The following is an 18,083-nucleotide window of genomic DNA, read 5'->3' on the forward strand; positions in this document are numbered from 1 at the left end:
ATGGCGCGCCGTCCAGCCCGCATTTCTCACCCCCCTTGCGCCCTGCGTCGCCTTGCAGGGAGTCGGATGAGGGCGCGGGCCGCGAAGGGCGTATCGGATCATACGGTCGAGCGGCCCGCGCCCGCAGACGGCCGCTGCAAGGCGACGCAGGGCGCAAGGGGGGTGAGAAATGCGGGCTAAGATCGCTTTGTTGCCCGACGGGCGGCGCCTGCATCTGCAGGACGGGCCGATCGACCTGATCGTCGAGGCGACCGGAACGGCGGCGGCGGTGCGGGCGGCCTATGCGGCGGCGGCACGGCGCTTCACCGGCCTGCTGGACGAGCTGTGCGATGAGCTGGCGCTGCTGCGCTCTCCGGCGCGGCCGGACCGCTGTCCGTTGCGGGGGCCGGTCGCCCGCCGCATGCATGACGCGGTGGCGCCCCATGCCGCCGAAAGCTTCATCACCCCGATGGCGGCGGTGGCCGGCGCGGTGGCCGAGGCGGTGCTGGCGGCGATGACCGTGGCGGCGCCTTTGGCCCGGGCCTATGTCAACAATGGCGGCGACATCGCCCTGCACCTGGCGCCGGGGCAGAGCTTCACAATCGGCCTGGTCGACCGGCCCGACCGGCCGGGCCTGTTCGGCACCACCGTGCTCGCGGCCGGGGACGGGATCCGCGGCATCGCCACCAGCGGCTGGCGCGGCCGCAGCTTCTCGCTGGGCATCGCCGATGCCGTCACCATCCTCGCCGTCGGCGCCGCCGATGCCGATGCCGCAGCCACGGTGGTGGCCAACGCCGTCGACCTGCCCGGCCATCCGGCGATCGCCCGCGTGCCGGCGCGAGAGCTGCAGCCCGACAGCGACCTGGGCGACCGCCCGGTGACCCGCGGCGTCGGCCCGCTGGCCCCGGCAGAGATCGATGCCGCCCTGGCCGCCGGCGCCGCCGTCGCCGACACCCTGATCGCCCGCGGCCTGATCCGCGCCGCCGCCTTGCATCTGGCCGGCGAGACGCGGACGGTGGGGCTGGGTGGCCCGCAAACCCCTACGCAAGCAAAGAGCCTGATCCATGCCTGAGGTCGAGATCCGCAAGCGCCTGGTCACCGTCGAGGAGATCTTCCACGAGGGCGGGCCGCCGGCCGCGACGCCGCTGCGGCGGGGCGCCATCATCGCCGTGATCCGCAACCCCTTCGCCGGCCGCTATGTCGAGGAGATCGCGGGCTTCATGGACGACCTGAAGCCGCTGGGCTTGGCCATGGCGCAGCAGCTGATTGCGGCGCTGGGCGGCGACCCGAAGGCCATCGAAGGCTATGGCAAGGGCGCCATCGTCGGCGCCGCCGGCGAGCTGGAGCATGGCGCGCTGTGGCATGTCCCCGGCGGCTACGCCATGCGCGAGGCGCTGGGCGGCGCCAAGGCGATCGTCGCCTCGGCCAAGAAGGTCGGCGGCCCCGGCGCACGGCTGGACGTGCCGGTGACGCATATCGACGCCTCCTATGTCCGCAGCCATTTCGACGCGATGGAGGTGGGCGTGCCGGACGGGCCGAAGGCGGACGAGATCGCGCTGGTGCTGGTAATGACCACCGGCGCCCGCATCCATGCCCGCGTCGGCGGGCTGAAGGCCAGCGAGATCAAGGGCGAGGACGGCCTGCGATGAGCGCGAAGATCCGCAAGATCGTGACCGTGGTCGAGGAGACGGTGACCGAGATGGGCCGACAGGTCGTCCCGCCGACCCGCCGCGCCGCCGCCGTGGCGGTGATCGAGAACCCCTTCGCCGGCCGCTATGTCGACGACCTGACCGAGCTGTTCGAAATCGGCGAGGAACTGGGCGCCCTGCTGGCCGAGAGGGCGGTGGCGGCGCTGGGCATCGAGGGATCCCGCGCCGAGAGCTACGGCAAGGCCGCGGCGGTGGGCGAGAATGGCGAGCTGGAGCATGCCGCGGCGATCCTGCATCCGAAGCTGGGCATGCCGGTGCGCCGCGTGCTGGGCAAGGGCGCGGCGCTGATCCCGTCCTCGAAGAAGCGCGGCGGCCCGGGCGTGGCGCTGGACATCCCGCTGGGCCACAAGGACGCGGCCTATGTCCGCAGCCATTTCGACGGCATGGAGGTGCGCATCGCCGATGCGCCGCGGGCCGGCGAGATCGTGGTCGCGGTGGCGGTGACCGACAGCGGCCGCCCCCTGCCCCGGGTCGGCGGGCTGAAGACGAGCGAGATCAAGGGAGAGGACGGCCTCCGCTGAATCGGGCAAACCAGAAGGCAGCCCGACCGACAAGGACACGAAGGAGACAGGGATGAAGGCAAGGTTTCACGTCGCGGCGGCGCTGGCGCTGTTCGCCGCGCTCGGCACCCCGGCAGCCGCCGGGGCGCAGGAGATCAAGATCGGGGAGATCAACAGCTATTCCGCGCTGCCGGCCTTCACCGAGCCCTACCGCAAGGGCTGGCAGTTGGCGATCGAGGAGATCAACGCCGCGGGCGGGGTGAACGGCCAGAAGCTGGTCGTCGTCTCCAAGGACGACGGCGGCAAGCCGGCCGACGCGGTGACCGCCGCCAACGAGCTGGTCTCGTCCGAGGGCGTGACCATCCTGGCCGGCACCTTCTTCTCCAATATCGGCCTCGCGGTGTCGGACTTCGCCAAGCAGAAGAAGGTGTTCTTCATGGCGGCGGAGCCCCTGACCGACGCCGTCACCTGGGCCAACGGCAACCGCTACACCTTCCGGCTGCGCCCGTCGAACTACATGCAGGCGGCGATGCTGGCCGAGGAGGCGGCGAAGCTGCCGGCCAAGCGCTGGGCCACGGTGGCGCCGAACTACGAATACGGCCAGTCGGCGGTGGCGGTGTTCAAGCAGTTGCTGTCGGCCAAGCGGCCGGACATCGAATGGGTCGACGCGCAGTGGCCGCCGCAGGGCAAGATCGACGCCGGCTCGGTGGTCCAGGCGCTGGCCGCGTCGAAGCCCGAGGCGATCCTGAACGTCACCTTCGGCGCCGACCTGGTGAAGTTCGTGCGCGAGGGCAACACCCGCGGCCTGTTCGAGGACCGGTCGGTGGTCAGCTTCCTGACCGGCGAGCCGGAATATCTCGACCCGCTGAAGGACGAGACGCCGGAGGGCTGGATCGTCACCGGCTATCCCTGGTACGCGATCAAGTCGCCGGAGCATGACGCGTTCCTGAAGGCCTATCAGGCCAAGTACGACGACTATCCGCGGCTCGGCTCGATCGTCGGCTACACCACGATGAAGTCGATCGCCGCAATCCTGGCCAAGGCCGGGTCGGCCGACCCCGACAAGATGATCGCGGCGGCCGAGGGCATCGGCGTCGACAGCCCGTTCGGGCCGATCACCTTCCGCAAGATCGACCACCAGTCGACCCTCGGCGCCTTCGTCGGCAAGACCACGGTCGAGGATGGCAAGGGCGTGATGACCGACTTCCACTACCGCGACGGCGCCCAGTACCTGCCCAGCGACGCCGAAGTGGCGAAGCTGCGGCCGGCGGAGTAGCGCCAGCGGGCGGAAATATAGATCCATCATGGCGAGGCGCAGCGCCGTGGCCATCCAGAGATCGAGCCGCTGGATGGCCACGCCCCTTCGGGGCTCGCCATGACGAAAAAAGGGCGGAGAGTCAGCTTCATGTCTCCCCTCGCGGGAGAAGACTAGAATAACGGGAGAGGCTTGGTGGATTTCCTCGTCGCCCAGTTCCTGACCGGACTCGCCAGCGCCGCCTCGCTGTTCCTGGTGGCGTCGGGCCTGTCGATCATCTTCGGCGTGACGCGGATCGTGAACTTCGCGCACGGCGCCTTCTACATGCTGGGCGCCTACCTGGCCTACACCCTGACCGAGCGCTTCTCCGGCGCGCTGGGCTTCTGGGGCGGCCTCATCGTAGCGGCCCTGATCGTGGCCGCGCTCGGCGCCCTGCTGGAGATCGTGCTGCTGCGCCGGATCTACCGGGCGCCGGAGCTGTTCCAGCTGCTCGCCACCTTCGGCGTCACCCTGATGGTCGCGGACCTGGTGGTGCTGATCTGGGGGCCGGAGGATTTGGTCGGCCGCCGCGCGCCGGGCTTCCGCGGCGCGGTCGAGATCCTGGGCCAGAGGCTGCCGCTGTACGATTTGTTCCTGATCGTCCTCGGCCCCGTCGTGCTGGGCCTGCTGTGGCTCTTGTTCCGACGCACCCGCTGGGGCGTGCTGGTGCGGGCCGCGACCCAGGACCGCGACATGATCGCCGCCTTGGGCGTGAACCAGAAATGGCTGTTCACCAGCGTCTTCGCGCTCGGCGTGTTCCTGGCCGGGCTCGGCGGGGCGCTGCAGATCCCGCGCGACGCGGTCACCCACACCATGGATTTGCGCATCATCGTCGAGGTCTTCGTCGTGGTGGTGATCGGCGGCCTCGGCAACGTGCCCGGCGCCTTTATCGCCGCGGTGCTGGTGTCGGAGCTGAACGCCTTCGGCATCCTGGTCTTCCCCACCATCTCGCTGGTGTTGGTGTTCCTGGTGATGGCCTGCGTGCTGGTGGTGCGGCCTTGGGGCTTGCTGGGCAAGGCGGAGGGGCCGGCGCGGCCGACCATCGGCATCGCCGTCCGGCCCTGGCGCCCCTTTGCCCCGGGCGAGCGCATCGCCCTGCTGGCCGCGCTCGTTGCCGCGGCGCTGCTGCCGACGGTGGCCGGCGGCTACGCCCTGGCGGTGGCGTCCGAGATCGCGATCTTCGCCCTGTTCGCCGCCAGCCTGCAGTTCCTGATGACCACCGGCGGCCTCGCCTCCTTCGGCCATGCCGCCTATTTCGGCCTCGGCACCTATGGCGCCGCCTTCGCGGTCAAGGCGCTGGGCCTGCCGATGGAGGCGGCGCTGCTGGCCGGCCCGCTGTTCGGCCTGCTCGGCGCCGCCCTGTTCGGTGCCTTCTGCGTCCGCCTGTCCGGCGTCTATTTCGCCATGCTGACCCTGGCCTTCGCCCAGATCGCCTGGTCTGTCGCCACGCAATGGGTCGAGGTCACCGGTGGCGACAACGGCATGCTGGGGATCTGGCCGTCGTCCTGGGCGTCGAACCCGGCCGGCTTCTATTGGCTGGCGCTGGGCATTGCCGCGGCCGGCATCGCGCTGCTGCGGGTGCTGACCTTCTCGCCCTTCGGCTTCGCCCTGCGCGGGGTGCGGGATTCGACCCAGCGGGCGGAGGCGATCGGCATCGGCCGGCCCAAGGTGCAATGGGTCGCCTTCCTGGTCGCCGGCACCATGGCCGGGCTGGCCGGGGCGCTGTTCGCCTTCCTCAAGGGCAGCGTCTTTCCGGACAATCTCGGCATCCCGCTGTCGATCGACGGGCTGGTCATGGTGCTGCTGGGCGGCATCGAGACCGCGTCGGGCGCCGTGATCGGCGCCATCGTCTACAAGGCGCTGGCGATCTGGCTGGTGAGCCAGACCGACCTGTCGAAGCTGGTGCTGGGCGGCATCATCGTGCTGCTGGTGGTGGCCTTCCCCAAGGGGCTCGTCGGCTTCGTCGAGGAGTTGCGCGGCCGCCGACGAAAACCCCCGGCTTCGGTCTCGGCCGCCGCCGCGCCGGCGGAGGCCGCGGAATGAGCGCGCCACTGCTGCAGGTCGAGGGCCTGGCCAAATCCTATGCCGGCGTGCAGGCGGTGCGCGGCGTCGACTTCACGCTCGAGGCCGGCGGGATCCTGGCGCTGATCGGCCCGAACGGCGCCGGCAAGAGCACCTGCTTCAACATGCTGAACGGCCAGATCCGCCCCGATGGCGGCCGCGTCCGGCTGGACGGGCGTGACATCACCGGCTTGGCGCCGCGCCGGGTCTGGCGCCTGGGCGTCGGCCGCACCTTCCAGATCGCCGCCACCTTCGCCTCGATGACGGTGCGCGAGAATGTGCAGGTGGCGCTGCTGTCGCATCATCGCCGGTTCGGGCTCGGCTTCGCCGGCCGCGCCTATCGCGCCGAGGCCGATGCGCTGCTCGACCTCGTCGGGCTCGGCGACGCGGCGGAGCGGGCCTGTGGCGAGCTGGCCTATGGCGACGTCAAGCGGCTGGAGCTTTCGATCGCCCTGGCCAACGCGCCGAAGCTGCTGCTGATGGACGAGCCGACCGCCGGCATGGCGCCGCGGGAGCGGGTGGCGCTGATGCGCCTGACCGCCGAAGTGGCGCGGCAGCGGCGGATCGGCGTCTTGTTCACCGAGCATGACATGGACGTGGTGTTCGAGCATGCCGACCGGATCATGGTGCTGAACCGCGGCGCGCTGATCGCCAAGGGATCGCCGGAGGCGGTGCGCCGCGACCCGCAGGTGCGCGCGGTCTATCTCGGCGACGGCCTGGTCTACGACGCCCGGCATCGGGAAGAGGTGTCCGCATGACGCTCTCGGTCTCCGGCCTCAACGCCCATTACGGCCCGGCCCATATCCTGTTCGATGTCGGCTTCGAGGTCGGAGCCGGCGAGGTGGTCGCCTTCCTCGGCCGCAACGGCGCCGGCAAGTCCACCACCTTCCGCGCGCTGATGGGGCTGGTGCCGCGGCGCGAGGGCCGGATCCTGTTCCGCGGCGCCGACATCGCCGCCAAGCCGACGCATGAGATCGCCCGCGCCGGCCTGGGCTATGTGCCGGAGGACCGGCGGATCTTCACCGACCTGACGGTGGAGGAGAACCTGGCGGTCGGGCTGCAGCCGCCGCGGCCCGGCGCGCCGCGCTGGACGCCGGAGCGGCTGTACACCCTGTTCCCCAACCTGGCCGAGATGCGCCGGCGCCCCGGTGGGCGGATGAGCGGCGGCGAGCAGCAGATGCTGACCATCGCCCGCACGCTGATGGGCAACCCGTCCCTGGTGCTGCTGGACGAGCCGTCCGAGGGACTGGCGCCGAAGATCGTCGAGCAGATGGCCGACGCCATCCTGGCGATGAAGCGCGAGGGCCTGAGCGTGCTGCTGTCCGAGCAGAACCTGCATTTCGCGCGGCTGATCTCCGACCGCGCCTACATCATCGAGACCGGCCGCATCCGCTTCGGCGGCACCATGGCCGAGCTGGAGGCACAGCCGGAGATCCGCGACGCCTATCTCGCGGTGTGATAGGAAGCCGCCATGACCATCACCATTTCCGCGACACGCGGGCAAGGCCCATACATCCTCGACGACCAGATCGGCTTCATCCTGCGCCAGGTCAGCCAGCGCCACGCCGCGATCTTCGCCTCCGGCATCGGCGAGCAGGACCTCACCGCGACGCAATGGGCGGTTTTGGCCAAGCTGCTGGAGCGCGGCCCCTGCTCGCAGAACCGTCTCGGCCGCCGCACCGCCATGGATGCGGCGACGATCAAGGGCGTGGTCGACCGGCTGGGCAAGCGCGGCCTGATCGAGACCCGCCCGGACCCCGAGGACGGCCGCCGGTTGGAGGTGGCGCTGAGTCCCGCCGGCCAGGCCCTGGCCGAACGCATGGCGCCGAACGCGCTCCGCATCACCGAAGAGACCCTCGCCCCGCTGGACGAGGCCGAACGGACGACCCTGATCGCCCTGCTGCGCCGGCTGAGCTAGACGGCCGGCGCTACAACACGAAATCACCGACAACGAGGGTGATGTTGCCGGTCAGGGTGATATGGAAATCGCTGACCTTGTCGCCGTTGACGTCGCCGGCAATGGTGGTGACGCCGCCGGCGGCGACATAGCGCAACTGGCCGGCGACGCCGGTGTAGAGGGCGGTGCCGATGAAGCTGAAGGCCTGGTCTCCGGCGACATTGGTCCTGGCGTCGATCGCCGCCAAGTCGATCCTGTCTGCCTGGGCGTGGCTGAAATCGGTGATCCGGTCGGCATTCGCCCCGACCACGCTCTGCGCCACGCTGCCATAGATGAAGCGGTCGGCCCCGGCGCCGCCCGTGAGCGTGTCCTTGCCGCCGGCCCCGGCGAGAATGTCGTTGCCGGCCCAGCCCTGCAGGGTGTTGGCCCCGGTGTTCCCGACCAGCCTGTCGTTGCCCTGGCTGCCGGACAGGTTCTCGATCCCGATCAGCGTATCGCCCTGGGCGTCGCCGCCGCTGCCGGTGCCGCTGACGAGATTGACCACGACCCCGAACGAGGTGGTGTAGTAGCTGGCCGTGTCGATGCCGCGGCCGCCGTCGAGCCGGTCGGCCCCTGTCCCGCCGCGGAGCACGTCGTTGCCGCCAAGGCCAAGAAGCATATCGTTGGCGCCGAGGCCCGACAGGGTGTCGTCGGCGCCTGCCCCGTCAGAGTTGGGCTCACCCCGGAGAATGTTGGCGACATCCGAGCCGGTCAGGGTGTCGGCATAGGTCGAGCCTGCGAGGTTTTCCACATCCGGCCCGACCAGGTCTCCCTCGGCATCGCCGCCGGTGCCGTAGTTGCCGATCGACACGGTCACGCCGGCGGCGCTGTGCCAATAAGCCGTGTCGACGCCAGCACCGCCGAGCAGGATGTCAGCTCCGGCTCCGCCGAGCAGGATGTCCGCCCCGGCGTCGCCGAACATGATGTCGGCCCCATCTCCGCCGACCAGCAGGTCCTCTCCGTCGTCGCCGTGCATCAGGTCGACGCCGGAATCCCCATCCAGAAGATCGCCGCCGGCGCCACCGTACAGCCGGTCATCCCCCTGGCCGCCATAGAGTCCGTCATCGCCGCCGGCACCGCGGAGATCGTCATCACCGCCGCTGACAAGGCTGTCGTAAACGGAGCCCCTCAGGATGTTGGCGGTGTCGGATCCGGTCAGCCGATCATCGTATTCCGTGCCGATGATGTTCTCGACGTCCCTGTAGATCCTGTCCGCGTTGGCTGCCCCCGCGCCGCCGAAGTACCTCTCGTCGATCGTGACGGAGGCGCCACCGACCCCGTGAACTCCGGAATAGTCCACGGTGTCGATGCCATCGCCGCCGAGGTACTCGTTCCTGCCGTCGGTGCCGGTGACGATCAGCAGGTCGTCGCCCGCGCCGCCGAAGAGGACATCGTACCCGCCCACCGCGGTCAGCCTGTCGTCGCCGCCGAGGCCATATAGGTAATCGGCGGTATCCGTGGCTTTGAGGCTGTTGGGATTGTCGTCGCCATAGATCTGGACCATGGATCACCACCCGGTTGCCGCCCCGCAGGAAACCGATTCTATCCGGCCGGATCGCGCGCCGCATCGTCCGAACGGATGAGAAGCCAGCGGCACGAGATGATCGACCCGAAGAAGATTTCATATGACGGCCATGGACTCCGACCAGCCGAAATCTTTAAACTGCAAAGCAGAATAAGATTTCATGCACCGGATCGCTTGGCGACCGACATAGTCCAATGCATTGGGAGGGGGAGATGACGATCCTGATCGGCACCGAAGGCGACGACCGGCTGTTCGGCGGCGACGATGACGACAGCCTCTACGGCCTCGGCGGCGCCGACCTGCTGCGCGGCTTGGACGGCGACGACTGGCTCGAAGGCAGCGACGGCGACGACAACCTCTATGGCGGTGCCGGCGCTGACACTCTGACCGGCGGAGCGGGCGTCGACATCCTCAACTACGGCGACAGCGCCGCCGGCGTCTCGGTCAACCTGACCACCAGCGTCACCCATGGCGGCGCCGCCGAGGGCGATGTCCTGCTCGACAGCTTCGAGATCGTCCGCGGCAGCCTGTTCGACGACACCCTCATCGGCGATGCCAACGACAACGCGCTGCGCGGCTTGGCCGGAGACGACGTTCTCCGCGGCCTGGCGGGCGCCGACATCCTCAACGGCGGCGATGGCGAGGACCTGCTCGATGGCGGCGACGCCGACGACATCCTACGCGGCGGCCGCGGCGGCGACAGTCTGATCGGCGGCGCCGGTCGGGACCTCGTCAGCTACGCCTACAGCGACGCAGGGGTGACCATCGACCTGGCTGCGGGCACCGCCCATGGCGGCTTCGCCGAAGGTGACCAATTCCTCGACCGGGTCAAGATCCTGGACGGCAGCCTGTTCGCCGACAGCCTGGCCGGCAGCGCCGAGGCCGATGCGCTGAACGGCCTGGACGGCGACGACGCCCTCGACGGCGGCGCCGGGGACGACGTCCTCGACGGTGGCGCCGGCGCGGACAGCCTCACCGGCGGGGTCGGCACAGACACGGTCGACTACGCGCACAGCCAAGCGGGGATCGCGATCGACCTCGCCGCCGGCACGGCCCATGGCGGCGACGCCGACGGCGACAGCTTCGGCGACGCCATCGAGGTCCTCCGCGGCAGCCGCTTCGCCGACACCCTGACCGGCGATGCGGGCGACAACATCCTGTTCGGAGCCATCGGCACGGACACGCTGAGTGGCGGCGACGGCGACGACGTGCTCGACGGCGGCGCCGGGGCGGACAGTCTCGACGGCGGCGCGGGCATCGACCTCGTCAGCTATGCCGACAGCCCGGTCGGTCCGACGATCAACCTGACCACCGGCGTCAGCACCGGCGGCGATGCCGAGGGCGATGTGCTGAGCGGGATCGAGATCATCGAGGGCAGCCGGCTGCGCGGGATCGACGTGACCGGCGATGACGGCGTCAATATCCTGCGCGGCCTGGGCGCGATCAACAGCTTCAACGGCTTGGGAGGCGACGATATCGCCACCGGGGCGGACTATGCCGACTACTTCTACGGCGGGGACGGCAACGATGCCCTGGACGGAGGGGCCTACCATGACGGGCTGCAGGGCGGCGCCGGCGACGACACGCTGATCGGCGGCGCCGGCAATGACGATCTCCATGGCGACGATCTCTACGACGCCACCGGGGCCGACCGCTTCCTCTACACCTCGCTGGCCGACACCACGGTCACCTCGGACGCCAACTTCCGGGAGAAGATCCATGATTTCTCTCAAGCCGAGGGCGACGTCATGGATCTCGGCGCGATCGACGCCGACGGCGATACCGCCAATGGCGACACCGCCTTCACCATCGTCACCGGGGCCTTCACCGGCGCGGGGGCCGAGTTGCTGATCACGCCGGTCGGGACCGGGCGCAGCGCCCTGGTCAGGGCGGATGTAGATGGCGATACGCGCACGGACTTCCTGGTGCAGATCTTCGTCGACGTCCCGCTAACCGCCGCCGACTTCGTGCTGTAGGCCCCTACCCCTTCACCACCACCGGCACCCGGGTCGCCGGCGGGGTGTTGCGGCTGCGCTGGCTGCGCACCACGCCGTCGATCACGGTCATGCCGACGCCCGGCAGGTCGCCGAGTTGCACGCTTTCCAGCAGCGAGGTGCCGGCGGAGTGCTGGGCGGTGTCGAGGAACACGAAATCCGCCGACCAGCCGGGCTCGATGATGCCGGAGTCGAGCTTGCGCATCCGCGCGGTGTTGCCGGTGGCGAAGCAGAAGGCGGTCTCGGCCGGCACCTCGCCGAGCGAGGACAGCATCGCGATCATTCGCAGGATGCCGAGCGGCTGGACGCCGGAGCCGGCGGGCGCGTCGGTGCCCAGGATCACGCGCTCGAGTTGCCCCATCTCCCTGGCCGTGCGCAGGGTGAACAGGGCCGCCCGTTCGTTGCCGTTGTGCACCAGTTCCAGCCCGCGCTTGCAGCCCTCGCAAATGCAGCGGATCTGCCCGTCCGGCAGGGCGGTGTGGCCGCCATTGATGTGGCCGACCACGTCGGCGTCGGTCTCCAGCACCACATCCTTGTCGATCAGGCCGGAGCCGGGGATCGACGGGCCGCCGGTGTGGATCGTGCTCTGGATCCCGTATTTGCGGGCCCACTGCACCATGCGGTGGGCGGTCGGCCCGTCCTTGACCCCGCCGAGCCCGATCTCGCCGAGCAGGGTGACCCCGGCATCGGCCAGGTCCTTGAAGTCCTGCTCCTCCATCTCCTTCTCGATCACCGGCGCGCCGGCATGGATCTTCACGCCGGAGGGGCGGAAGGCGGAGAAGCTGCGCTGTGCCGTGACCGCCAGGGCCTTCAGCCCGATCACGTCGCGCGGCCGGCCGGGCAGATGCACCTCGCCGGCCGAGATCATGGTGGTGACGCCGCCATGCAGGCTCGAATCGATCCAGCCGATCTGGTTCTGGCGCGGCGTCCAGTCGCCGATCACCGGATGGACATGGCTGTCGATCAGCCCGGGCGCCAGCGTCGTGCCATGGGCGTCGATCAGGGTGGTGGCGCCTTCGGTGTCGACATCCTTCTCGCGCCCGACCGCGGTGATGCGGCCGTCGACCGCGACCACGGTGTCGGCGTCGAGGATCGGCGCCTCCAGCTTGCCGCTGAGCAGCAGCCCGATGTTGCGGATCACCAGCTTGGCCGGGCCGGCCGGCTTCTGCGGCTCGTCATGCGCCATGAGATGTTCCTTCGTCGCTGCCCCGCGGCCGGGGCGCCTCACCTGTCGCGGGCGGTTGACAGCGCAGCCGTCCGCATTTATTGTTAGTATACAAACAAATTATGCCGCAGCAAGGCCGGCTTGCAAATTTCGCCGGAAGAATCTACATGCATCGGCTCGACAGCGGCGAGGCTATTTCCCACATTCTGCGCGTAGTCGCGAGCGAAGGGTGACGAGGCATGAGCAACTTCAATGAGGAGCGCGTTCTCAGCGTCCATCACTGGACCGACACGCTCTTCAGCTTCAAGACGACCCGCAACCCGACGTTCCGCTTCAAGAACGGCCAGTTCACGATGATCGGGATTCCGGTCGACGGCAAGCCGCTCCTGCGCGCCTACAGCGTCGTCAGCCCGAACTACGAGGACGGGCTCGAATTCTTCTCGATCAAGGTGCAGAACGGGCCGCTGACCTCGCGCCTGCAGCATCTGAAGGAAGGCGACCCGGTCATCGTCGGCCGCAAGGCGACGGGCACGCTGGTGCTCGACAACCTGAAGCCCGGCCGCAACCTGTACCTGCTGGGCACCGGCACCGGCCTGGCGCCGTTCCTGAGCCTGATCCGCGACCCGGAGACCTATGAGCGGTTCGAGAAGGTGGTGCTGCTGCATGGCTGCCGCCAGATCGCCGAGCTGGCCTATGGCGAGTTGATCGCGCAGGAGCTGCCGCAGGACGAGTTCCTGGGCGAGGAGATCCGCGGCAAGCTGATCTACTATCCGACGGTGACGCGCGAGCCGTTCCGCAACCGCGGCCGGATCACCGACCTGATCACCTCGAACAAGCTGTTCGAGGATATCGGCCTGCCGCCGCTGGCGGTCGAGCACGACCGCGTCATGCTGTGCGGCAGCCCGCTGATGCTGGCCGATCTCAAGATCATCCTGGAGGAGCGCGGCTTCGTCGAGGGCAACCACGGCGAGCCGGGCGACTACGTCATCGAGAAGGCCTTCGTCGAGAAATAAGACGCAGTCCCGCTGCGAGGACCAGGGCCGCCGGAGCAATTCGGCGGCCTCTTCGTTTCGCCTCCTCCCCCTCCGCTGTCATTGCCGGGCTTGACCCGGCAATCCAGAAGATGTCGACAGCCTCTGGATGCCCGGGCCAAGCCCACGGCTGTCCGGTTGAGGAAAAATCACAACCGAAGCGTGTTTATTTAATTGTCATCCTCGGGCTTGACCCTGTAGGGCCGGGCACATGGCTGACAATTCAGACCGGTCACATGGCTGACAGTTTACGCGGTTTGTTCCGGTTTGGCGCGCCCCGGCCGGGGCGCGCCAAACTGGACGAATTTTGTCGACACTTGAGTGATCAGTCCCAGGTCGATGTCGGCGAAGCGGGCGACATGGTCGCCGGATGGCAGCGGGGCGATGCCGATCCATTCGCCGGCCAGGGCTTCGGAGATGTAGATCAGCTCGTCTTGCCAGCGGATATATCCCTGCGCGAGAACCCGGTGCACGCTGTGGTCGGCGTCGTACCAGGGCTCGTCCAACCGGCCGGTATAGCGACGGACATTCGGCCGATGCACCAAAGCCGGCGTCTGCTGGTCGAGCGCCTCGTGCGGCCGCACTTCGTTGAATTCCCGGCGGAACTGGTCGAAGCGCGCCTGCTGCTCCTCGAGCGACGCGGCCGGCGGCTTGGAGGTGTCATCCTTCAAGGTCCGGTGCATCCGTTCGTGCCGGCCGTTCTGACCTGGACAGCCTGGCGTAATCGGCTCGAGCGCTATGCCGAGCTTGATGAACAGAACCGCCAGCTTGGTCAGCCCGGCAGCGCCCTTCGACCCGAACGGCGACCCGTTGTCCATGCGCAATGCCCGCGGCTGCCCATGTTCGGCAAACAGATGCTGGCAGGCCGGCCAGACGCCCTGCAGCGTCGGCGCCACGATCTCGCACAGCAACAGATAGCGGCTCACCGTGTCGCTGACCGTCAGCGGATCGCACCGCGCCCCGTCAGCCGTCCGGAACCAGCCCTTGAAATCAATCCCCCAGACATCGTTCGGCACTGTCGCGGCCGAGTGTGCACGATGCTGCTCCACACCGCGGGCACGGATCGGGCGAGCCGGCACGAGCCCATGCCGCTTCAGCAGGTCGCCGATCGTCGACGCCGCCGGCAAACCGAGCTCGGGACGTTCGCGCGCCAGCGCCGCCTGAAGCTTCTTCGGCCCCCAATGCGGCTGCGAGCCCGCATCGCCAGAAGCACCGAACACACCTCACCGGCCAGCGCGCCGCCCTGGGTGTGGCGAGCCCGCGAGCCGTCCGCAAGACCTTCCAGACCCCCACCCGCATAGCGGGCCAGCCATTTGTAGCCCGTCTCGCGGCTGATCCCGAACGCGGCGCAAACCGCCGTCATTGATGCCGAGCCGCTCTGCGCTGCTACAACAAAGCGTATCCGTTCGTCCGTCACGGTTCCGACCTTCCAGGGCATCGGCAGTTCCTCCCTGCCGACAATGTGGACTGTCAACCATGTGACCGGTCTATTCTGTCAACGATCTGCCCGGTTCATACCCCCGAGGATCCAGGGGCTTCCAAAGCAGCTCTCGGTGGCCCCTGATTGCCGGGTCAAGCCCGGCAATGACAATAAAAGTCTAGTTCCTCGCCTAGATCTGCAACCCAAAAAGCTTAACCGGACAGCCATGGGTCAAGCCCGGGCATGACAGGTGGGGAGGATGCGCGTTTCATGCACATAAGACCTATCCAGAGCGCGAAACGTGCATGGATAGCATTGGCCACCCCTTGTTTCGCACGGAACGACCGCGCCCTCCCTGCTATCATCCCTGACGGACCGCCACGCCAGGAGAGCAGCATGGGCCCCTATCCGCACGACGCCCCGCCGGCCGAGATCACCGAGTCCAACCCGATGGGGACGGACGGGTTCGAGTTCGTCGAATACGCCTCGTCCGAGCCGGAAAAGCTGGGCGCCCTGTTCGAGACCATGGGCTTCGTGCCGGTGGCGCGGCACAAGTCGAAGCGAGTGACGCTATACCGCCAAGGCGACATCAACTTCATCGTCAATGCCGAGCCGGACAGCTTCGCCAGCGACTTCGCCCGCAAGCACGGCCCCTGCGCCTGCGCCATGGCCTTCCGCGTCGCCGATGCCGATCATGCGTTTAAGCGCGCCGTGTCGCTCGGCGCCAAACCGGTCGAGACCCGGGTCAATGCCGGCGAGCTGCGGATTCCGGCGATCGAGGGCATCGGCGGGTCGTTGCTCTACCTCGTCGACCGCTACGGCGCCAAGGGCTCGATCTACGACGTCGATTTCGACTGGATCGGCGCGGCCGAGCCGCATCCCGAGCCTGCCGGTCTCTACTATGTCGACCACCTGACCCACAATGTGCATCGCGGCCAGATGGATGTCTGGGTCGGCTTCTACAGCCGGCTCTTCAACTTCCGCCAGATCCGCTATTTCGACATCAGCGGCAAGCTGACCGGCCTGTTTTCCCGCGCCCTGACCAGCCCCGACGGCAAGATCCGCATCCCGATCAACGAAAGCGCCGACGAGAAGAGCCAGATCGAGGAATATCTGCGCGCCTACAAGGGCGAGGGCATCCAGCATGTGGCGCTGGGCAGCCGCGACATCTATGCCTCGGTCAGCCAGTTGGACCGCAACGGCCTGGCCTTCATGCCGGCCCCGCCCGACACCTATTACGAGAAGATCGACGGCCGCCTGCCGAAGCATGGCGAGCCGGTCGAGAGGCTGCGCGAGTTGGGTCTGCTGATCGACGGCGAGGGCGTGGTCGAAGGCGCCCACACCAAGGTGCTGCTGCAGATCTTCTCGCAGACCGTGATCGGCCCGATCTTCTTCGAGTTCATCCAGCGCAAGGGCGATGACGGCTTCGGCGAGGGCAATTTCCGCGCCCTGTTCGAGAGCATCGAGGAGGACCAGATCCGGCGCGGCGTGCTGTCGGCCGACAGCGACGCGGCGTGACGGGCAATCCCTTCGCGCCGGACGACGGGCCGGCCTGGCGCCGGCATCCGCACGCCCCGGCACCGGCGACGGTGCTGGGGCGCCTGGACGAGATCGAGGATCCGGGCGTCCGCGCCCTCGCCTTCGGCGCCGGCCGCCGCGTCTTCTCGATGCTGCTGGTCCGCCGCGGCGAAACGGTGCGCGCGTTCCTCGACGCCTGCCCGCACGCCTTCCTGCCGCTGACCTGGCGCGGCAGTAGCGTGCTGAGCGCGGACGGGCAACGCCTGGTCTGCTCCAACCACTTCGCCGAGTTCGACGCCGGGAACGGCAGCCCCATCTCCGGCCCGGCCGATTGCGGGCTCGATCCGATCCCGGTGCGGGTGGAGGCCGACGGCACGATCATGATGGGCTAGGATCGCCTCTCCACGGAGTCCGCGCGATCGAGAGACGAGCCCATGAGCAGCCCCTTTCCCGAACTGTATCTGGTCCGGCACGGCGAGACGGAGTGGAGCCGGTCCGGCAGGCACACCGGCCGGACCGACATCCCGCTGACCGAAGCGGGCGAGGCGGCGGCGCGCGGCGTCGCCGGCCGGCTGCAGGGCCTGGCCTTCGCGGCGGTCTGGTCGAGCCCGTCGCTGCGAGCCCGGACCACCTGCACGCTGGCCGGCTTCGGGGACGGCGCCGTGATCAAGGACGATCTGGCAGAGTGGGATTACGGCGCCTATGAGGGCATCACCACCAAGCAGATCCTGGCCGAGCGCCCGGGCTGGCAGCTGTTCCGCGACGGCTGCCCGCAGGGCGAGAATGCGGCGCAGGTCGGTGCCCGGGCCGATGCGGTGATCGGCCAGTTCCGGCAGGTGGCCGGGACGGTCCTGGTGTTCTCGAGCTCCCATTTCCTGCGGGTCCTCGCAGCGCGCTGGATCGGCCTGCCGCCGGACGACGGATCGCGCTTCGTGCTGGACACAGCCAGCCTCAGCGTCCTCGGCTATGAGCACGACCTCACCGAGCCCGTCATCCGGCGCTGGAACCAGAGGTAGTCCCGCTCTAGCCGCGCTGGACCGCCAGGGCCACGGCCCGCGAGGCCTCCTGCAGCGCCGGCAGGAAGCGCTCGCGCATTTCCTCCGCCCCGACCCGCCCGGCCGGGGCGCTGAGGTTGATCGCTAGGTTGCCGGCGGAGATGCCGCCCGGCACCGCGACCGCGATCGAGTTCAGCCCGGTCTCCAGCTCCTCCGACACCAGCGCGTAGCCGCGGCCGCGCACCTCGGTCAGCCGTGCCGCCAGGGCCGCGCGGGTGGTCAGCGTGTGCCCGGTGAACCGCTCCAGCACCGCCGCCTCGAAATAGCGCTCGAGCTCGCGCGGATGCAGCGCCGCCAGCAGGGCCTGGCCCATCGAGGTGGCATGCGCCGGCAGCCGGGTGCCGACCCCGAGGCCGACGGTCATGATCCGGTGCGCCGCCGGCGACCGGGCGACATAGGTGATCATGGTGCCGTCCAGCATGGCGGCGGAGGCCGATTCGCCCAAGGTTCGGGTCAGACCCAGCAGCGCGTCGCGCACCCGCTCGATCTCGCCCATGCCGGACAGGAAGCTGTGGCCGAGCGACAGGATCGCCGGCGTCAGCTCGAAATGCTTGCCGTCGCTGCGGGCATAGCCGGCATCGCACAGGGTCAGCAGGAAGCGCCGCGCCGCCGCCCGCGTCATGCCGGTGCGCGACGCCGCCTCGGTGATGGTCTGCCGCCGGTGCCCCGCGCCGAAGCTGCGGATGATGTCCAGCCCCTTGCGGAACGAGACGACCTGCTCCTCGCGCAGGACTTCCTCCCTGTTTGTTCGCAATGCGAACAAGAGTGCCGCTATGCGCACGGATTCTTGACCACACCCGGGGCCCGGCACAAGAGATCAGAGGAAGAAGATCGGGGATCGGCGATGATCGATCCACCGGCGCTAGAGTCTATCGACCGGCAAAGGGGAGGAACCA

Annotated in this window: 17 protein-coding genes and 1 pseudogene; 13 read left to right on the forward strand and 5 right to left on the reverse strand. The window is 68.9% G+C overall.

Annotated elements, in window-relative coordinates:
- Positions 1–169 precede the first annotated feature (169 nt).
- The 8 genes from QFZ27_RS35675 to QFZ27_RS35710 all read left to right on the forward strand — a co-directional run bounded on the left by QFZ27_RS35675 (position 170) and on the right by QFZ27_RS35710 (position 7,461).
- Entirely contained in the window at positions 170–1,051 is an 882-nt protein-coding gene (locus QFZ27_RS35675) for a UPF0280 family protein (protein WP_429231440.1), read from the forward strand.
- Positions 1,044–1,628, forward strand: coding sequence for an amino acid synthesis family protein (locus QFZ27_RS35680; RefSeq protein ID WP_429231441.1), 585 nt, complete (start codon positions 1,044–1,046; stop codon positions 1,626–1,628). The genes QFZ27_RS35675 and QFZ27_RS35680 overlap by 8 nt, the downstream gene beginning before the upstream one ends.
- On the forward strand, positions 1,625–2,209 hold the full coding sequence (locus QFZ27_RS35685) for an amino acid synthesis family protein (protein ID WP_429231442.1): 585 nt from the start codon (positions 1,625–1,627) through the stop codon (positions 2,207–2,209). The genes QFZ27_RS35680 and QFZ27_RS35685 overlap by 4 nt, the downstream gene beginning before the upstream one ends.
- Positions 2,210–2,261: 52 nt before the next feature.
- Positions 2,262–3,464, forward strand: a complete 1,203-nt coding sequence (locus QFZ27_RS35690) for an ABC transporter substrate-binding protein (protein ID WP_429231443.1) — start codon at positions 2,262–2,264, stop codon at positions 3,462–3,464.
- Between the two features lie 174 nt (positions 3,465–3,638).
- Positions 3,639–5,525, forward strand: a complete 1,887-nt coding sequence (locus tag QFZ27_RS35695; protein WP_429231444.1) for an ABC transporter permease — start codon at positions 3,639–3,641, stop codon at positions 5,523–5,525.
- Positions 5,522–6,301, forward strand: a complete 780-nt coding sequence (locus QFZ27_RS35700; protein ID WP_429231445.1) for an ABC transporter ATP-binding protein — start codon at positions 5,522–5,524, stop codon at positions 6,299–6,301. The genes QFZ27_RS35695 and QFZ27_RS35700 overlap by 4 nt, the downstream gene beginning before the upstream one ends.
- Entirely contained in the window at positions 6,298–7,002 is a 705-nt protein-coding gene (locus QFZ27_RS35705) for an ABC transporter ATP-binding protein (RefSeq protein ID WP_429231447.1), read from the forward strand. Before QFZ27_RS35700 ends, QFZ27_RS35705 begins: the two co-directional genes overlap by 4 nt.
- Positions 7,003–7,014: 12 nt before the next feature.
- The gene (locus QFZ27_RS35710) at positions 7,015–7,461 is read left to right on the forward strand and encodes a MarR family winged helix-turn-helix transcriptional regulator (protein ID WP_429231448.1); all 447 of its coding nucleotides are present in this window, start codon (positions 7,015–7,017) and stop codon (positions 7,459–7,461) included.
- A 10-nt stretch (positions 7,462–7,471) separates the two neighbouring features.
- Here QFZ27_RS35710 and QFZ27_RS35715 read toward each other — a convergent pair whose 3' ends face one another.
- The gene (locus QFZ27_RS35715; RefSeq protein WP_429231449.1) at positions 7,472–8,983 is read right to left on the reverse strand and encodes a calcium-binding protein; all 1,512 of its coding nucleotides are present in this window, start codon (positions 8,981–8,983) and stop codon (positions 7,472–7,474) included.
- A gap of 233 nt (positions 8,984–9,216) precedes the next feature.
- Between QFZ27_RS35715 and QFZ27_RS35720 the strand changes: the two genes are divergently transcribed.
- Positions 9,217–10,980: a calcium-binding protein gene (locus QFZ27_RS35720; protein WP_429231450.1), complete on the forward strand. Its 1,764-nt coding sequence runs from the start codon at positions 9,217–9,219 to the stop codon at positions 10,978–10,980.
- 4 nt (positions 10,981–10,984) lie between these two features.
- On the opposite strand, the gene QFZ27_RS35725 is transcribed toward QFZ27_RS35720, so the two are convergent.
- Positions 10,985–12,184: an amidohydrolase family protein gene (locus QFZ27_RS35725; RefSeq protein WP_429231452.1), complete on the reverse strand. Its 1,200-nt coding sequence runs from the start codon at positions 12,182–12,184 to the stop codon at positions 10,985–10,987.
- Positions 12,185–12,402: 218 nt separating this feature from the next.
- Between QFZ27_RS35725 and QFZ27_RS35730 the strand changes: the two genes are divergently transcribed.
- Positions 12,403–13,176, forward strand: a complete 774-nt coding sequence (locus QFZ27_RS35730; protein ID WP_429231453.1) for a ferredoxin--NADP reductase — start codon at positions 12,403–12,405, stop codon at positions 13,174–13,176.
- A gap of 266 nt (positions 13,177–13,442) precedes the next feature.
- On the opposite strand, the gene QFZ27_RS35735 is transcribed toward QFZ27_RS35730, so the two are convergent.
- Together QFZ27_RS35735 and QFZ27_RS35740 are read right to left on the reverse strand one after the other, a co-directional pair.
- Positions 13,443–14,414, reverse strand: a complete 972-nt coding sequence (locus tag QFZ27_RS35735) for an integrase core domain-containing protein (protein ID WP_429231455.1) — start codon at positions 14,412–14,414, stop codon at positions 13,443–13,445.
- Between the two features lie 44 nt (positions 14,415–14,458).
- Positions 14,459–14,632 (reverse strand): annotated as a pseudogene (locus tag QFZ27_RS35740) (helix-turn-helix domain-containing protein); the annotation flags it as partial.
- 378 nt (positions 14,633–15,010) lie between these two features.
- Between QFZ27_RS35740 and hppD the strand changes: the two are divergent.
- Genes hppD through QFZ27_RS35755 form a run of 3 tightly spaced genes read left to right on the forward strand, consistent with a single transcriptional unit; the run spans position 15,011 to position 17,148 of the window.
- Complete coding sequence (hppD, locus tag QFZ27_RS35745) at positions 15,011–16,132, forward strand: 4-hydroxyphenylpyruvate dioxygenase (RefSeq protein WP_429231457.1); 1,122 nt, start codon at positions 15,011–15,013, stop codon at positions 16,130–16,132.
- On the forward strand, positions 16,129–16,524 hold the full coding sequence (locus tag QFZ27_RS35750; RefSeq protein WP_429231458.1) for a Rieske (2Fe-2S) protein: 396 nt from the start codon (positions 16,129–16,131) through the stop codon (positions 16,522–16,524). The genes hppD and QFZ27_RS35750 overlap by 4 nt, the downstream gene beginning before the upstream one ends.
- Positions 16,525–16,566: 42 nt before the next feature.
- On the forward strand, positions 16,567–17,148 hold the full coding sequence (locus QFZ27_RS35755; RefSeq protein ID WP_429231460.1) for a histidine phosphatase family protein: 582 nt from the start codon (positions 16,567–16,569) through the stop codon (positions 17,146–17,148).
- A 7-nt stretch (positions 17,149–17,155) separates the two neighbouring features.
- On the opposite strand, the gene QFZ27_RS35760 is transcribed toward QFZ27_RS35755, so the two are convergent.
- Complete coding sequence (locus QFZ27_RS35760; protein WP_429231462.1) at positions 17,156–17,941, reverse strand: IclR family transcriptional regulator domain-containing protein; 786 nt, start codon at positions 17,939–17,941, stop codon at positions 17,156–17,158.
- Between the last annotated feature and the right edge of the window lie 142 nt (positions 17,942–18,083).

The sequence above is a fragment of the Inquilinus ginsengisoli genome (assembly GCF_050434925.1).
Classification (GTDB): Bacteria; Pseudomonadota; Alphaproteobacteria; order DSM-16000; family Inquilinaceae; genus Inquilinus; species Inquilinus ginsengisoli_B.

Excerpts from the sequence above, each read along its gene's own strand:
- QFZ27_RS35730 (WP_429231453.1), top strand. The coding sequence starts at position 12,403 with ATGAGCAACTTCAATGAGGAGCGCGTTCTCAGCGTCCATCACTGGACC.
- QFZ27_RS35700 (WP_429231445.1), top strand. The coding sequence starts at position 5,522 with ATGAGCGCGCCACTGCTGCAGGTCGAGGGCCTGGCCAAATCCTATGCC.
- QFZ27_RS35755 (WP_429231460.1), top strand. The coding sequence starts at position 16,567 with ATGAGCAGCCCCTTTCCCGAACTGTATCTGGTCCGGCACGGCGAGACG.
- QFZ27_RS35685 (WP_429231442.1), top strand. The coding sequence starts at position 1,625 with ATGAGCGCGAAGATCCGCAAGATCGTGACCGTGGTCGAGGAGACGGTG.
- QFZ27_RS35720 (WP_429231450.1), top strand. The coding sequence starts at position 9,217 with ATGACGATCCTGATCGGCACCGAAGGCGACGACCGGCTGTTCGGCGGC.
- QFZ27_RS35680 (WP_429231441.1), top strand. The coding sequence starts at position 1,044 with ATGCCTGAGGTCGAGATCCGCAAGCGCCTGGTCACCGTCGAGGAGATC.
- QFZ27_RS35725 (WP_429231452.1), bottom strand. The coding sequence starts at position 12,184 with ATGGCGCATGACGAGCCGCAGAAGCCGGCCGGCCCGGCCAAGCTGGTG.
- QFZ27_RS35710 (WP_429231448.1), top strand. The coding sequence starts at position 7,015 with ATGACCATCACCATTTCCGCGACACGCGGGCAAGGCCCATACATCCTC.
- QFZ27_RS35690 (WP_429231443.1), top strand. The coding sequence starts at position 2,262 with ATGAAGGCAAGGTTTCACGTCGCGGCGGCGCTGGCGCTGTTCGCCGCG.
- hppD (WP_429231457.1), top strand. The coding sequence starts at position 15,011 with ATGGGCCCCTATCCGCACGACGCCCCGCCGGCCGAGATCACCGAGTCC.
- QFZ27_RS35705 (WP_429231447.1), top strand. The coding sequence starts at position 6,298 with ATGACGCTCTCGGTCTCCGGCCTCAACGCCCATTACGGCCCGGCCCAT.
- QFZ27_RS35675 (WP_429231440.1), top strand. The coding sequence starts at position 170 with ATGCGGGCTAAGATCGCTTTGTTGCCCGACGGGCGGCGCCTGCATCTG.
- QFZ27_RS35715 (WP_429231449.1), bottom strand. The coding sequence starts at position 8,983 with ATGGTCCAGATCTATGGCGACGACAATCCCAACAGCCTCAAAGCCACG.